Origin of the sequence: Streptomyces sparsogenes subsp. cuspidosporus (assembly GCF_039532705.1) — a bacterium.
GTDB classification, from domain to species: domain Bacteria; phylum Actinomycetota; class Actinomycetes; order Streptomycetales; family Streptomycetaceae; genus Streptomyces; species Streptomyces sparsogenes.
This window is the reverse complement of sequence record NZ_BAAASD010000002.1, coordinates 120,498-136,358: the sequence shown is the minus strand read 5'-3', so window position 1 is coordinate 136,358 and position 15,861 is coordinate 120,498. Positions and strand designations below refer to the sequence as shown.

General features: G+C 72.2%; 5 protein-coding genes. All 5 read right to left on the bottom strand.

The features are described 5' to 3' along the window. Window positions 1-211: 211 nt before the first annotated feature. Window positions 212-1,276 (bottom strand): methyltransferase, encoded by a 1,065-nt coding sequence (locus tag ABFY07_RS03175; RefSeq protein ID WP_346172940.1) that lies wholly within the window; start codon window positions 1,274-1,276, stop codon window positions 212-214. A 36-nt stretch (window positions 1,277-1,312) separates the two neighbouring features. Further along, the gene (locus ABFY07_RS03170; RefSeq protein WP_346172939.1) at window positions 1,313-2,437 is read right to left on the bottom strand and encodes a cytochrome P450; all 1,125 of its coding nucleotides are present in this window, start codon (window positions 2,435-2,437) and stop codon (window positions 1,313-1,315) included. Window positions 2,438-2,595: 158 nt separating this feature from the next. Next, on the bottom strand, window positions 2,596-5,994 hold the full coding sequence (gene fabD / locus ABFY07_RS03165) for an ACP S-malonyltransferase (RefSeq protein ID WP_346172938.1): 3,399 nt from the start codon (window positions 5,992-5,994) through the stop codon (window positions 2,596-2,598). Next, entirely contained in the window at window positions 5,991-12,113 is a 6,123-nt protein-coding gene (locus tag ABFY07_RS03160; RefSeq protein ID WP_346172937.1) for a non-ribosomal peptide synthetase, read from the bottom strand. The genes fabD and ABFY07_RS03160 overlap by 4 nt, the downstream gene beginning before the upstream one ends. Window positions 12,114-12,182: 69 nt before the next feature. Further along, on the bottom strand, window positions 12,183-15,848 hold the full coding sequence (locus ABFY07_RS03155; RefSeq protein ID WP_346172936.1) for a beta-ketoacyl synthase N-terminal-like domain-containing protein: 3,666 nt from the start codon (window positions 15,846-15,848) through the stop codon (window positions 12,183-12,185). Window positions 15,849-15,861 lie beyond the last annotated feature (13 nt).

Here is a 15,861-nt window from a genome sequence, read left to right as displayed (position 1 = left end):
ATGTCGAAGTCGCGGATCCCGCTCGTGGCGGCGGGCGTCTTGGTCCACAGCTCGACCCGGTCGACCCTGCAGGGTGGCCTCCGCGAAGACCGGTTCGGTGCCGCTCGGTAACGGTATCGCCAGTACTTCAGCACGGACTGGCACCCAGTAGTGGTGGCGGGAGCGGCAGAGCCGCCTGGGTCAGGCGGCTCTGCCCGCCGGGCGCTGTGCTTCAGTCGCGCTTGGCCACCAGCAGGTTCCAGTGGGTGAAGCCGTCGAAGAACGGCGTGATCGATTCGACCTCGAAGCCGGCCGCGCCGACCATCACCCGGTACTCCGACTGGGGCCGGACCCTTCCTCCGTTGGTGGCGAAAACGGCGAAGTCGATGGCCGACTCCTGCTGTGCGTGGACGGGGTTCACCTCATCGCCGGTGACCTCGTCGGCGATCATCGAATCGATCACCAGCAGGGTCGTACCCGGTGCGGCGGCGCGGTGGATGTTGCCGAGGATTCGCGCGGCGTGCTCGTCGTCCCAGTCGCACAGCGTGCTCTTGATCATGTAGAGGTCACAGTCGCCGGGAACCTCCCGCAAGAAGTCACCGTCGATCAGGTCGACCCGGTCGTCCGTGCCCGCCTCTGTGAACAGCCCTTTCGCCCTGCGGATCACCTCGGCCCGCTCGTACAGCACTCCGCGCACACCGGGCACCCTTGTCAGCACGCCGTTCAACAGATTCCCATGGCCACCGCCGATATCGGCGATCCGCTGGAAAGGTGCGAAGTCGTATTGCCGCACCAGCGCCTGCGCGCAGTGCGCGGTGACGTGACTCATCGTCACGGCATAGTGCTCGGCTTCCTCCTCGTGGTGGTCGTAGTACTCCCAGAACTCATAGCCGTCGACCTTGGTGTCGACGCGGCGGCCCGCGCGCACCACCTCGGCGAACCGTTCCGCCCTGCGTGTGAGGTTGGGGCCGACTATGCCCATGGCGACGCTCTTCAAGCTGCCGTTGTCGGCCTCCATCGCGGACCCCAGCGGGCCGAGCTCAAAAGTGTCACCGTTCTCGCGGACCAGGCCCAGTGTTGCGGCGGAGCGCAGAAAGCGCCCCAGCGCGTCGGGGTCGGCATCGATCGCCTTGGCCAGTGCCTCGACACTTCGGGGGCCGTCGGCCAGGTGCTCGGTGATCCCGAGCTGCGCCGTCGCCCGCACGATTTGCGAGAAAATGTAGCCGGTGATGATCGTCCGCAGCGTCGTCGCCGCGTCGGTGTCCGCCGCGGGGGCGCCCATCTCGTCCTTGGTCATCGTCGGATTCTCCTCATGGTCGCGTAGCAGGCCTCGTCACCAGACGACCGGTAGTTCCTCGAGCCCGCACACATTGATGGATTCCTTGCACGAAAGGTGTTCGATCGGGGCGGCCGGCCGAAAATCCGGACGTCGGCGCAACAAGGTCTCGAGCACGATGCGGAGCTCGGTGCGTGCCAGTTTCGCGCCGACACACTGATGCGCCCCGTGACCGAAGGCCAGATGGCCGCGGCCCTGGCCGATACGCAGTTCATCGGGCTCGCTGAATGCCCGGGGGTCGCGGTTGGCCGCCTGTACCGACAGCACCACGCCTTCCCCCTTGCGAATCGTCACTCCGCCGACCACGACGTCCTCGTTCGCGACGCGCAGGAGCGCCTGCTGGGCAATGGTGAAGTAGCGGAGGAACTCCTCGATGGCCTCTGGGATGCGCGCCGGATCTCGCGCGAGTTCATGCCGGAGTTCGTCGTCGGTCAGCAGTCTCGCGACCGAGACCGTGATCATGCCGGCCGTGGTCTCGTGTCCCGCTATGAGCAGCAGGTTCGCGAGGGACACCAGCTCGTCGTGATCGTACTCGCCGGCTTCCCGAAGGAGCCGGATCTGCCTGCCGAGCAGGTCGTCCGGCGGGTCCGCCTCCTTGTCGCGGACGAGCCGATCCACATACGACATCAGCTCCGTGAAGATGCCCACCCGGTCCGCCGCGCTGGTCTCACGCCGGAATGCGGCGGTGGTGCGGTCGTTGAACCAGTCGTGGTCGGCGTAGGGAATGCCCAGCAGCATGCAGATCACAGCTGACGGGACAGGCAGCGCGAGTGCCTGGACCACATCGACCGGCCCGCCGCCCGCGTTCTCGATCGCGTCGAAAGCGGCGTCGACAATGCGCTGGATGGCCGGCTCCATGGCCCGGACCCGACGGGTGCCGAACTCTTCCTGGATTCTGCGCCTGATCACCGTGTGCTCGGGTGCGTCCATTCCCGCCATGGTCGGCGGCATGCTGGCCACGGCTTCTCGCTGGCCGGGCGCCAGCACCGGGTAGCCGTCCCGGCGGAGGTCCGCACTGAACCTGGGGTCGGCGAGGGCGGCGCGGACGTCCGCGTACCTGGTCACCAGCCACGGGTGGCCTTCGTGCGTCGTGACCGGGCACACAGGAGCGGTGTCCTGCACACGTAAGTACTCACTCGGCGGCGCGAAGGGCCATGGGCACGGAAGGGGGAATGACACGACCGCGTTCTCCGCGAGCCCTGGGGGCTCGACCATCGTTCCTCCTCGAAAACCATCAGTCGTCCGGGTACTGCCCGCCCACCTGCACCTCGTCCACACCGTCACCCGGAGCCGTAGCGGGCCGCCCGGTCCCGCAGGAGAGCAGCCGTCTCGGACATCAGGTGCTCCGCGACGGTGTCGACGTGGCGGGACCGCCACGGCTCGAGACCGGTGCCGGCCACCCAGGAGTTGAACGCGCCCATCGCGGGGCCGCAGTAGACCAGGTAGTCGACCTTCCGCTCCCGGTCCCCGCGCAGCGCCAGCCGGAAGCCGCGGTGGAGGTAGGACCGGAAGGCCGTGGCCATCCGGCGCTTGCCGTCGTCCCCCGGCCCCGCGTCCGACTCCGCGGCGGCCTCGTGAAACGATCCGTGCAGGAACTTCTCCTCGATCCGACGGCGGGTCGGCGCGTCGATGTCCTCGAAGGAGTCGTGGCGTCGCCACAGCTCGTGCAGCTTCGCCGCCTTCGCCGGGAGCAGCACACCGCGCTTGACCACCTGCGCACGCACCCCCAGTTCGAACATCTCCGGGGCGGGTGCGAGGGCGACGTCATGGACCTCCACCTCCTGCAGCAGATCCTTGACGGCCTCGCTGGTGGCCGCTTCGGGGGTGCACTGGTTGATCGATCCGGTGACCAGGAACTCCGCGCCCAGGACGAACGCGGCGGCCGCGGCCTCCGGGCTGCCGATCCCGCCGGCCGCGCCCACATGGATCCTCGGCCCGGCTCCGGCCCGCGCGGCCCGGGCGTCCCGCAGCCGGACCACGGCGGGCAGCAGCGTGGCCGGCGTGCCGGTGGCGTCGTACCAGCCGGCGCCGACCTCCACGCACAGGTCGTCGGCCATCGGCAGGTGTGCGAAGCGCTCGGCGTCCGCGGCGGCTATCCGCCCCTCGTCGAGCAGTTGCCGGACGATGCGCCGCGGCGCGGGTTCCAGGAACGCGGCCGCCATATCGGTGCTGGACACCTTGGCCAGCACCCTGCCCCCGCTCAGCCGGTACTTGACCAGCGCGGGGGTGATCCGCAGGAAGCCGGATGCCTCGATGGTGCGCACACCGGCCCGCAGGAACAGGTCGACCAGCGCCGATTCCCGTTCCGGGTCGGCGTACTGGTGCAGCAGGTTCGCTCCGTACGCCCCGTCGGCGCCCAGGGCTGCCCGCACCGCGTCGAGTCCCGCCCCGACCTCGTCCAGGGCCAGCCCGCCGCTCCCGAAGAAGCCCATCCCGCCGGACTTCGCCAGCCGGATCAGCAGCTCCGCTCCGGACACCCCGCCGTACATGCCACCGGCCAGGCAGGCGTACCGGAGACCGTAGCGCTCCCGGAAGGTCGCGGCGCCCAGCGTCTCCGCCCTGACCCCGCCAGGAGCGGCGGCCACCTCGGCGGCGACCGGCGGCGCGGTGACCCGAGCCTCAGCGAGCGGTGGTGCGGTGACTGGTGGCGCGGTGACCGGTCGTTCGGCGACAGGCTGCTCGGTGGCAGGTTGCTCGGTGGCCTGTGGCTCGGTGACCAGCGGTTCCGCCTCGGCCTTGATCTTGGTGACCAGCTTGCGGAGCACCGTGCCCGGTCCCAGTTCCTCGAACTCGAACTCGCCCTTGCCCATCAGGTATCTGATCGTGTCCGTCCACCGCACCGTCGAGGCGATCTGCCGGGCCAGCGTCCGCTTCACCTCGCCGGGCCGGTACGGGCGGGCATCCACGTTGGCGATCACGGGAATCTCGGGGTCGCGCAGCGTGAAGCCGTCGAGGTAGCGGGCGAACTCGTCGGCGGTCTCGCGCAGGTAGCGCGAGTGGAAGGGGGCGCTGACGTTCAGCGTCACGAAGTGTGCGCCGAGCCCCTCGAACACCGGCTTGGCCTGAGCGAGCTGGTCGGCGGGCCCGGCGAGGACGACCTGCGCGGGCGCGTTGTGGTTGGCGATGTCCAGGCCGGTCAGCCGGTGGTCGCGCAGCGCCTGTTCCACCCCGTCCAGGTCGCAGCCCAGCACGGCGGCCATCCGCCCGCCGTCGGCGCGGCTCATCAGCTCGCCGCGGCGCTTGACCAGCCGCAGACCGGTCTCGAAGTCGAAGGCCCCGGCGGCGAACAGCGCGACGTACTCGCCGAGGCTGTGCCCCACCAGGCAGTCCGGCGGGGTGGGGTCGTCGCGCAGCCTCCGCAGCCAGGTCAGGGCGCTGACCACGTACAGCGCGGGCTGGGTGAACTGGGTGAGCTTCAGCTCCCGCCGGGGATCCTGGGTGCACAGCTCCCTGATCGAGTACCCGAGCACGGCGTCCGCCACCGCGGTCTCTTCCGGGAACTCGTCGAACAGGTCCTTGCCCATCCCCTTGGCCTGGCTGCCCTGACCGGGGAATCCGTATACCTTCATGATGCCCTCCTGGGGGTGCGTGGGGGCGGGGCGGGTGCGCGGGGGCACGGCGGAGCGCAGCCCGGCCAGCGCGCGGGTGTCCTGGCTCAGCGGGCTGAGCAACGCGTGGGAGCGCGACCGCGAGTGGGCGGGCAGGCCGGCCCGGACGAAGTTGTGCAGGGTGCCGGACGGACCGAGGTCGATGTACCGGTACGGGCCGCCGCGCTCCAGCGCGGTCAGCGTGGCCGCGAACTCGATCGGCGCCCTGGTCGCCCGCCACAGGTGGTCGGCCGTCACCCGGCCGACCGGGCCCATGGCGGCGCAGGACACGATCGGGATCCGCGGCGGGCGCAGCTCCGTCTCCGCGAGGGTGGCCCGGAACGCCGGCTCGCCGGCGTCCATGAGGGCCGAGTGGAAGGCGTACGGGACGGGCACCCGGTGGCAGGCCACATCGCGCGCCCGCAGCAGTTCCTCGGCGGCGGTCAGGGCGTCGGCGGGGCCGGACAGGACGAGGTGTCCGGGGTAGTTGCGGGCGGCGACCTCGGTGTGGTCGCGCAGCAGCGGGATGTCCCGGTGCAGCCGCTCGTCGCCCAGGACCGCGAGCATCCCGCCGGGCGGAGCTCCGCGCGCCGCCCTGGCCTGCCGGATGAGCAGCCGCAGACAGGTGTCCCGGTCCACCACGCCCGCCAGCACGCAGGCGGTGAACTCGCCGAGGCTCGCGCCGAGCAGCAGGTCGGGTTCGATCCCGTACCCGGCGAGGGTGTCCGCGAGGGCGAGTTGCACCATGACGATCGCCGGATGGGTGAACTCCAGGTCGTCGAACGGCTCGGACGGGCCGCGGCCCGGGTCGTACATCCGGCCCAGGACGGACGCCCCGAGTTCCGCCTGGGCGACGGTGTCGAGGCGGTCGAGCGTCTCCCGGAACACCGGCTCGGCCCGGTACAGGTCCTGGCCCATCCCGTGGTACTGGGAGCCCTGGCCCGAGAACATGAAGACGGTGGGCAGGGCGGCGGTGGACAGGGAGTCGGGGGGCTGGGAGGCGGTGGACAGGGAGTCGGGGGGCTGGGAGGCGGTGGGCGGAGAGGCGGCGGGCGGGGAGTCGACGGACCCGGGACCAGTGGGTGCCGTCACCGGTCCTCGCCCAGCAGCGCGACGATGTCCTTGACCACGAACTCGCCCTCACGGAAGGCGAGGAGGTCGTCCGGGGCGGGCGCCCCCCGGAGGGCCGCCGCCAGCAGGTCCCGCACACCCTGCGGCCGGTCGGCCGCGAGGACTTCGAGCACCGAGGTGAAGGCGCCGATAAGACGGGTGATCGTGGCGTCCGTGAAGCGGTCCCGGTAGTACGACATGTGCAGCTTGACCGTCTCCGTCGGGAAGACGTCCAGCCGCAGCGGGAAGCCCATCCGCGAGATGTAGTACGCCGCGCTGAAGCGTTCGGAGTTGTCGAGACCGACGTTCTGGAAGACCAGGTAGCTCTCGGTGGGCAGGGCGTCCTCCGGCTGTCCGCCCCAGGCCAGCGCCCGGTGCATCGGAGTGTTCTCGTAGGCGCTCATGGCGACCAGTTCGTCCCTGACCCGGGCGAGGTACGCCGGGACCTGCTCGGCGGCGTCCAGCCGGGTGCGCAGCGGCAGGATGTTCAGGGTGGGGGCGACCATGCCGGACACCCCCTGGGGTCCGCCGGAGCGCCCGGTGAACAGCACGCCGTGGGTCAGGTCGGCCCGCTCCCGCCCCTGGGCGACGAAGGCCGCGACCGTCGCCGCCCATCCGGCCTGGAAGAGCACGTTGAGGGTCAGCCGGTGCTCGCGGGCCACCTCGCGCAGCCGGGCCGCGAGCTCCTTCGGCAGCGCTGTCCACTGCCGGCCGAATCCGCTCTCGCTGCCGACGGCGTTGCCGGGCACGTGCTCGGAGAGCAGGGTCGGCCCCGGCAGACCGCCCAGGGCCCGCTGCCAGTAGCGTTCGGCGGCGCGCTGGTCGCCACCGCGCACCGCGGCCACGAAATCCTTGAAGGGCAGGGCCGCGTCGAGTTCTATCGGCCTGCCCTGGGCGAGCGCGGGCAGGCCCTGGTCGAGCTGGTTGGCGATGATGTCGAAGCTCCAGCCGTCCAGGCACAGATAGCTCAGACTGACCACGATGACACAGGTGTCGTCGTCGACGTCGGCCACGAAATAGCGTATGGCGCCGGGCTCTTCCGGCTCGATCCCGCGTTCCCGGTCCGCCTTGAGGTGGCGTTCGAGCGCCTCGTCCTGCTCGGTGGGCGTCAGTGCCCGCCAGTCGACGAAGTCCAGCTCGACCCGCGGCTCACGGTGGACCACCTGGACCGCCCGGTCCGGTGCGATCCACCGGAAGGAGGTCCGCATCGCCGGGTAGGTACGGGCCTGGGCCTCCAGGAAGCGTCGGAAGTCATCCTTGTCGGCCATTCCCCGGGGCACCGCGGTGAGGCGGTGGACCTGGAACATCCCCGGCTCCGGGGTACGCAGCTTGCGCAGGGCCCACTCCTGGAACGGGGCCACCGGGTACACGTCCTCGACGTCCGGGTCCGCCCGGAGCTCGGCCAGCGCCGTGGCGGCGTCCCGGTCGCCGGGCTCGTCGTCGGCATCGGCCCGCGCGCCCGCCCCGGGGGCCGCTTGGGCCGCCGCCGCGAGTTCCGCGAGCGTGTCGTACTGGAAGATCATCTGCGGGGTCAGCTCGAGGCCCCGTTCGCGGGCCTTGGCCACCACGTGAATGCTGTGGATGGAGTCGCCGCCCAGCCGGAAGAAGTTGTTGCCCACGCCGATCGGCCCCACGCCGAGCACCTCGGTCCAGACCTCGGCGATGATCCGCTCGGCCGGTGTCCGGGGCTCGGTGGTGTCCCCGGACTCGTCGGCCGGCTCGGCCGACGGCTCCGGCAGAGCGCTCTGGTCCAGCTTTCCGTTGGCGTTGACGGGGTACTGCTTCAGCGCGACGTAGGCGGCCGGGAGCATGTAGTCCGGCAGCCGGTCCTTGAGGTATCCGCGCAGCTCGGGCACCACCGCCCGGGCCCACCGGTTGAACACCGGGTCGGTGGCGTACTCCTGCCACCGGCCCGTCGGTTCCGCCGTCTCGAAGGCGGCCCAGTCCCGGTCGTCGCCCACGGGGCCGAGCAGGACCGCGTAGCTTCCGTCGGCGCGGTCCGGCATCCAGTCGACGGTCGCGGTGCGTCCCAGGCGTTCGGCCAGCCGCCACCACTGTTCCGGCTGGACGCCCTGGTCGCCGGCCGTGGCCAGCCGGGCGTTGGGCACGTCGACCACGGCCAGCGCCCGGTCGGGCTCGGCGCGCAGCCGCTCCTCGACCGCGGCGCGGGTGTGCGTCCCGTCGGACCAGGAGATCCTGGCCTCGGGCACGGCCGGGGCCGCCGCCTCCCCGCCGACGTGCAGGAAGGCGTCGTAGCGGTACCGGCTCATCTCGTTCTCGTGCACGCCGCGCCGCAGCTGGGTCCGTACCCGCGCGAGGCGGGGCTCCTCCTGCTGCACGGCCCGGAAGAAGTCCGGGTGCAGCACCAGCTCCTGGTCCTGGGCGATGCGCCGGCGGACCCGTGCGCGCAGCCGCTCCTCGCTCGGCGTGGGACCGGGCTGGTGGAGCTCCACGTCCGTGTGGAACGCCTCCAGGAGGGCCAGGTTGCGCACATCGCCCACGAACACGGTGCCGCCGTCGTCCACGCAGCGCAGCGCCTTGCTCAGGACATCCCGCAGATATCCGGCGTCCGGGAAGTACTGGACCACCGAGTTGATGACCACCAGGTCGAACTGCCGGTCCTGGAAGGCGGAGAGGTCGTCCGCGCCACCGTGGTGCAGCCGTACGTGGGACAGCTCCTCCCGGCGCTCCACCAGCCGGCCGCGCACATGGTCCAGCGCGGTTCGCGAGATGTCGGTGCCGTGGTAGACCTCGCAGTGCGGGGCGACCCGGGAGAGCAGCAGGCCGGTGCCGCAGCCGATCTCCAGCACGCGCCGGGGGCGCAGGGCCAGGATGCGCTCCACGGTGGTGTCGACCCACTCGTGCATCTCCGCGTCGGAGAGCTGTCCGCCGTGGTAGCTGCTGTCCCAGCCGCTGATCTTGAAGTCGTCGGGGCCGGCGGCCTCTTCGTCCCTTCCTTCCCCCTCTCCTTCCCCGTAGACGCGGTCGAAGACGGCCTCCCACTCCGTCCCCCGGGCCGGCGCCCCCTCGGAGGCGGCCTCGGAAGCGGTCTCGGGGACGGCCTCGGAGGTGTCCGCGCCGTCCTGGGCTCCGTCCTGGGCTCCGTCCCCGGCCCCGTCCTGGGTCCCGTCCTTGCGGGCTTCCGGCACGACATAGGCGACCAGGCGCTTGTTGCCGGTGTCCCCGGGCTCCCGCCGGGCGAGCACCACCGCTTCCCCGACCCTCGGGTGCTCGGCCAGGGCCGCCTCGATCTCGCCCAGTTCGATGCGGTGGCCGCGGATCTTCACCTGGTCGTCGGCGCGCCCCAGGTACTCCAGCTCCCCCTCGGCCGTCCAGCGGGCCAGGTCCCCGCTCCGGTACCAGCGGGAGCCGTCGGGGTCGTGCAGGAAGCGCTGCCGGTTCAGCTCCGGGCGGTTGAGGTACCCCAGGGCCACCCCGGCCCCGCCCACGTACATCTCTCCCCGCACCCCGACCGGGGCGGGCTGGCCGTAGCGGTCCAGCACCCGCACGCGCAGGTCGGGAATGGGCCGTCCGATCGGGCTGTGCGCGGTGGCGGCGTCCACGTCCGCGCGGGTCACCGGGCGGTAGGTGACGTGCACGGTCGTCTCGGTGATCCCGTACATGTTCACCAGCCGGGGTGACTGGTCCCCGTGCCGGTCGAACCAGTCGCGCAGGCCGCGCACATCGAGTTCCTCGCCGCCGAACACGACCACCCGCAGGCACAGGGCGCCCCGCTCCACCTCCGACAGGTGGCGGAACGCCAGCGGCGTCTGGTTGAGCACCGTGACCCGCTCGTCCCGCAGCAGCTCGTAGAAGCTCTCCGGGGAGCGGCTCACCCAGTGCGGGACGACGACCAGACGCCCGCCGTGCGCGAGGGCGCCCCAGATCTCCCACACCGAGAAGTCGAAGGTGAAAGCGTGGAAGAGCGTCCAGGTGTCCGACCGTCCGAAACCGAACCACTGCTGGGTGGCGGAGAAGAGCCGCACCACGTTGGCGTGGCTGACCAGCACGCCCTTCGGTGTTCCGGTGGAGCCGGAGGTGTAGATGACGTACGCGGGGTCCTGCGGGCCTGCACCGTCCGCCCGCTCGGGGGCGTGCTCGTCGCTCTCCCCGTCGAGCACCACCAGCCGGGCCTGGTGCTCGGGCAGGCCGTCGACCAGGTGCGGCTGGGTCACCAGGATCGGCGCGGAGCTGTCGGCCAGCAGATAGGAGATCCGCTCGGGCGGATAGTCGGCCGCGATGGGCAGATAAGCGGCGCCGGACTTCAGGATGCCCAGGATCCCGACCAGCAGGTCCACGGACCGCTCGGCGCACAGCCCGATCACCGTGCCGGGACGGGCGCCCAGCCCGCGCAGCCGGTGCGCGAGCGCGTTGGCGCGCCCGTCGAGCTCGCGGTAGGTGACGTGCTCGCCGTCGTGGCTGACCGCCACCGCGCCGGGCGCCTCCGCCGTACGCTCCTGGAACAGCTCGTGCAGCAGCGCGGCGGGCGGCGGCTCCACAGCGGCCGGTGCCGTGGCGGACGGTGCGGTGGCGGACGGTGCGTTGGCGGACGGTGTCGTGGCGGCTGGGGCGGTGGCGGACGGTGTCGTGGCGGCCGGTGCGGTGGCGGCTGGTGCCGTGGCGCCGCGCCCGGCCCGCTCCAGCCGCTCGCGGTCGGCGGCCGGCATGACCGGCAGCTCCCCGACGCCCAGCCCCGGGTCGGCGGCGACCGCCTCCAGCACCACCTGGTAGCCGTCGAGCAGCCGCTGGACGGTCGCCTCGTCGAAGACCGCGGAGTTGTACTCCACCTCGACCAGGAAGTCCCGGTCGCGGTCCACCACGCTGATCCACAGGTCGAACTTCGAGGTGTCGTTGCGGATGCCCTCGATCGCCTCGACCGTCAGCTCCTCCCCGGAGCTGAGATCACGGGCCGGCAGGAAGCTGAAGGACACCTGGAACAGCGGGTTCTGGCTGAGGTAGCGCTCCGGCTGGAGGGCCTCCACGACCGCCTCGAAGGGGACCTCCTGGTACTGGTGGGCCCCGTTCACCACGTCCTGCACCCGGCGCAGCACCTCGCGGAAGTCCGGCTCCCCGTCCAGCCGGGTCTTGTAGACGAGGGTGTTGACGAACAGCCCGATCAACTGCTCGATGTCCAGGCGGGTCCGGTTGGTGACCGGCGAGCCGACCGCGATGTCCTCCTGCCCGGTGTACCGGTGCAGCAGGACGTTGAGCGCGCCGAGCAGCACGGTGAAGAGGTTGACCCCCTCCCGCTTGCACAGCCCGGTCAGCTCGGTGCGCAGCGAGGCCGGGAAGACGGTCCGGAGGTCCCGCCCCTCGAAGGTCTGCACCGGAGGGCGGGGCCGGTCGAAGGGCAGCTCCAGCGGCTCCGTGCCCTCGCCCAGCTGCTCGCGCCAGTACGTCAACTGCTGCTCGAGCCGGTCACCGCTGAGGTGGTCCCGCTGCCAGAGGGCGAAGTCCGCGTACTGGATCGGCAGCTCGGGCAGCGGGGACGGGCGCCCGGCCGCGAAGGCGTGGTACAGGGTCAGCAGCTCCTGCCAGAACAGGCCGAGCGACCACCCGTCGACGACGATGTGGTGGGCGTTGAGCAGCACCACGTGCAGCTCGGGTTCCAGCCGGTACAGGGTGACCCGCAGCAGCGGCCCCGTGGCCAGGTCGAACGGGCGCCGCGCCGCCTCGTCGATCCGGCCGTCCAGCGCGCCCGGGTCCGCGCCGAGGTCCACCAGCTCGACCGGCACGCCGAGCCGCGGCAGGACCTGCTGCCAGGGCTCGCCGTCCTCGCTGGGCAGCACGGTGCGCAGCGACTCGTGCCGGCGGACGATCTCGTCGACCGCGCGCTGCAGCACCTCGTGGCGCAGCGGCCCGCGCAGCCGGAAGCTCATCGGGACGTTGTACGCGGCGCTGTCGGGCACCATCTGGTCAAGGAACCACAGCCGGCGCTGGGCGAAGGAGAGCGGCGGACGGACGCCGTCCGGGCGGCGCGGGATGCCGGTGGTGCGCGCGGTGCCCGCCGGCCGCTTGGCGCCGCTCAGCTTCTCCAGCAGCGCCCGCTTCGCCGGGGACAGTTGCGCCTTGCGCGTGGTGGCGAGGTCTTCGGGGGACATGGCGGGAGAACTCCTTCGGGATATGCGGCTTTCCTCAGCTTTTCGCGCCTGTCCGCGGCTTTCCGCGACTCACGCGAGCAAGGTGGCGACGGTGTCTTCGGGCAGTTCTTCGATGCGCTCGATCAGCTCCGCTTCGAGCATGGCGACCATGTCGGCCAGGGTGCGGGCCTGGAACAGCTCGCCCAGGTCCAGCTCGATCGGGAAGCCGCTCTTGAGCCGGGAGATGATCTGGGTGGCGAGGATCGAGTCGCCGCCGAGTTCCTGGAAGTCGTCCTCGGGGTGTGCCGAGGCGACGCCCAGCACCTCCCGCCAGGCGTCGACCACCATGGCCTGGAGCGAGCCCCCGGCGGCCTCGGCGGTCTCGGCAGCTTCCGCGACCTCCGCGACCTCCGCGGTCTCGGCGGTCTCGGCGGTCTCCGTGGGCGGTACGGGGTCGGTGGACGATACGGGGGCCGCCGCCACCGGCGGCTCCGCCGGGGCGGCCACCGGGGCCCGCGCCGGGAGGGCGGCGGCGGTGGTGTCCATCAGGGCCCCCTCGTTCTCCGCCAGGACGACGGCCTGATACGCCTGGTCCTCGCGCACCGGCGCCAGCGACAGGCTGCGCACCGCGCGGAAGCCGCCCCGCTCCAGGGCCTGGCGCCACATGGCGACGCTCAGCAGCGGCGAGCCCGGCAGCCTGTGCTCGTGGTCCTGGAACGCCCACCAGCCGGCCATCAGACCGAAGGTGAGGGTGAAGAACTCCTGCACCCGGGTGGTCTCCAGCAGGATCATCACCCCGCCCGGGCGCAGCAACTGCCGGGCGTGGGCCAGCGAGTCGTCGATCCGCCGGGTCGCGTGCAGCACGTTGCAGGCCAGGACGACGTCGTAGCCGCCCGCCTCGAAGCCCTGCCCGGCCGGCGGGGACTCGATGTCCAGCTGCTGGAAGCTCAGGAACGGGTGGTCCTTGGCGTACCGGTTGCGCCCGTACAGGGTGAAGCTGCGCGAGATGTCGGTGTACATGTAGCGCACCCGGTCCTGGAGGCCGTCCAGCGCGGGCAGCACCTTCGCGGTCGTGCCGCCGGTGCCCGCGCCGATCTCCAGCACGGACACCCGCGCGTCCGGGTCGTGGGCCGACCGCGCCCGCGCGTACGCGGCGACCAACTCGGCCACCAGGGTGTTGGTGTCCTGGTCGCTGTGGTAGACGGCCTCCACGGCGTCGAAGGAGCCGTCGGGGAAGAGGACTTCGTGGGCCTTCCTGCGGCCGGTGAGGATGGCTGGGAACTCCTCCAGGCAGTTGGTCAGCAGCCGGAAGTAGCCCTCCATCTCCGGGTAGTGGCCGGTCACCTCGGTCCTGAGGGCCTCCAGCCGGTCCGGCTCCCAGCGCAGCAGCCCGGGGGCGGCGACCCGGTCGGTGGTGACCAGTTCCTCGCCCTCGGCGCGCAGCAGCCCGTGGTCGGCGAGGATGCCGAGCAGCGCGCGGAACAGCGAGGTGTGCTCGTCCACGACGCCCAGCCGCCGGATCAGATCGGGCGCGCTGTGGCGCTCGCCGGGGGCCTGGAACACCTCCATCCGGCGCAGCGAGGCGAACAGCATCTCGCGGCAGACCCTGCCCAGCTCGCGGACCATCACATCGTTGCGGAGCGCCGCTTCGATGTCCGCGGCCGACGGGTCGGCCCGCAGGTGTTCCTCGGCCGCCGCGTCGAGTTCCGCCAGGACCGAGGGCACGGCCCCGGCGGCCGGGCGCGGCGGCGCGGTGTCACGGCCGGGGGCGTCGGCGGGGGCGCCGTCGGCCCAGGCGTGGCGGAACACCTCGCGCTCGAAGGGGTGGCCGGGCAGCTGGATCCGCCGGGGCGCGGCGCCGGTGTGCAGCCGTGGCCAGTCGACCGCGGCGCCGGTGCTCCAGGCCGCGGCGAGCTCGTCCACATCGCGCCCGGCCGCGGTCGGGGCCTGCCCGCCCGTACGGTCCTCGGGGACCCGCCCCCGGTGGGTGCCCGGAACGTCGTCGGCGCCGCCCGCGAACGCCTCCAGCCGCTCGATCAGTTCACTCATCGAGTCGGCCGACACGGCGAGCCGCTCGGGGAACGCCTCGCGGCCCACCTGGAGGGTGTAGGCCACATCCCGCAGCGCCGCGGCGTCGCCCGGCTCCCCGTCGCGCAGCCGCGCCGCCAGCGCCCCGGCCTTCCGCCGGAGCTGCGGGTCGGTCTTCGCGGACAGCGGTACGAGCTGCCGCCGGGGCGGGGCCGGGGCGCGGCGCTCGGCGGCGCGGTACTCCTCGATGATCACGTGGGCGTTGGTGCCGCTGTACCCGAAGGAGCTGACGCCGGCCAGCCGGAGACCGGTGTCGTCCGGGGCCCAGTCGGCCGACTCGCGGTTGACGTAGACCGGGCTGTCGGCGAAGTCGACGTGCTTGTTCTCGTCGCGGAAGTTGGCCGCCGGGGGGAGCTTTCCGTGCCGCAGGCACAGCAGCACCTTGATGGCGCCCAGCACCCCCGCGGCCCCCATCGTGTGGCCGATGTTGGCCTTGATCGAGCCGATCGCGCAGAACTGCTTGCGCTCGGTGAATTCCTCGAACGCCTCGGTCAGGCCGTGCACCTCGATGGGGTCGCCGAGGCTGGTCCCGGTGCCGTGCGCCTCCACGTAGCGCAGCCGGCCCATGTCGACGCCGCTGCGCCGGTAGACCTCGCGCAGCAGGGCGCTCTGGGCGGTGGAGCTGGGGGAGGTGATCCCCGAGGTCCGGCCGTCCTGGTTGGTGCCGCTACCCCGGATGACGCCCAGGATCCGGTCGTTGTCCCGGACCGCGTCGGACAGACGCTTGAGCACCAGCACCCCGACGCCGTCGCCCACCAGCATGCCGTCGGCCTCCGCGTCGAAGGGCCGGCAGGTGCGGCGCGGCGACACGGTGCCCAGGGCCTCCATGGTGACGAAGGTCCCGGGGTGGTTGACCACGTAGACCCCGGCGGCCAGGGCGAGTTCCGCCTCGCCGGACAGCAGCAGCCGCCGCGCGATGTCCACCGCGACGAGCGAGGACGAGCAGGCGGTGTCCACGGTCAGCGCGGGCCCGGCGAGGTCGAGGTGGTAGGCCAGGCGGGCGGCCATGATGCTGGTGTCGGAGCCCATCAGCGCGTGCGCGGAGTACTCGGACTGCGGGGCGAGCCCGGTGGAGCCGACGACGGTCGCGACTGCGCGGCCGCGCAGCGCCGAGGCGTCCTGGGCCGCGTCCTCCAGCGCGTGGTAGCAGGACTCCAGCAGGACCCGCTGGGCGGCGTCCATCGCGGCGGCCTCGCGCGGTGAGATCCGGAAGAACGCCGGGTCGAAGCACTCGGCCTCGGCCATGGCGCCGTAGGCGGGCGCCGCCGCGTCCGGGAAGTGCTCGCGGAACAGCGAGAGCGCCACCGGGTCGGCGACCGGGCCGGTGCAGTCCCGGCCCTTGCTGATCACCTCCCACAGCTCCTCGGGGTCGGCGGCGCCGGCGGTACGGCAGTGCATGCCGATCACCGCCACCGCCTCCGGCGGGGCGGCCTGCCGGGCGAGGGTGGCCTCGACGTGCTCGGCGAGCCGGCCGAGGTCGCCCGCCCCGGTCACCGCGCTGGTCGGAAGCGCCGTGCCGAACCGGGCGTTGATCTCCTCGGTCAGCTCCACGGCCGTGACCAGGCCGAGGCCCAGCTCCTGGAAGGATGCCTCGGACGCCCGCTCGGGGGAGGTGTCCAGCACCCGGGCCGCGAGCTGTGACAGCGTCTGCTTGACGTGGGGCGACATCGTCTCTGAATCT

Coding starts and splice junctions, on each gene's coding strand:
- ABFY07_RS03175 (WP_346172940.1), bottom strand. CDS start 1,276: ATGACCAAGGACGAGATGGGCGCCCCCGCGGCGGACACCGACGCGGCG.
- ABFY07_RS03160 (WP_346172937.1), bottom strand. CDS start 12,113: ATGTCCCCCGAAGACCTCGCCACCACGCGCAAGGCGCAACTGTCCCCG.
- ABFY07_RS03155 (WP_346172936.1), bottom strand. CDS start 15,848: ATGTCGCCCCACGTCAAGCAGACGCTGTCACAGCTCGCGGCCCGGGTG.